The sequence below is a fragment of the Methylobacterium mesophilicum genome, from assembly GCF_022179445.1.
Classification (GTDB): Bacteria; Pseudomonadota; Alphaproteobacteria; order Rhizobiales; family Beijerinckiaceae; genus Methylobacterium; species Methylobacterium mesophilicum.
Genome location: NZ_BPQU01000097.1, coordinates 1 through 422, shown reverse-complemented (window position 1 = coordinate 422; position 422 = coordinate 1). Strand labels below are relative to the sequence as shown.

General features: G+C 72.7%; 1 pseudogene. It reads right to left on the bottom strand.

Annotated elements, in window-relative coordinates:
- Window positions 1-238, bottom strand: a pseudogene (locus tag MFF40_RS28370) (DUF2189 domain-containing protein); the annotation flags it as partial.
- Window positions 239-422: the final 184 nt, after the last annotated feature.

Below are 422 nucleotides of genomic sequence, written 5' to 3'. Positions count from 1 at the left end.
GCGCGAAGCCCGCGGCGAGGGGAAACAGGATCGGGATCAGGTCCTGCTCGAAGGTCGCGGCCGCGATGACCACGCCGGCGATCGGGTAGATCAGCACCACGAACAGCACGTGGGTCGGCATCGCCAGGAAGTCGTCGGCGCCCCGCGACAGGGCGGCCTTGAGGTCCTGGATGCCGATCCGCCGCACGGCGGGGCGGGCGGCGGAGAAGCCGTGGGAGAGGGGGAACGAACTCGTCATCGCGTGTCCTCCGGGAGGAGACACCCGCGAGGGGGGGAGGCCGGGCCGCGTTCGGGCCGTCGTCTCGGCGGTCCTCAGGCGCCCGGTCCGGCCCGCACGGGCGCCGGACAGATCGGTCGCATCAGGTCTGGTCATCTCGTATCGGGCGGGGCGCTCCCACCTCACGATCGGGACGGTAGCGCGG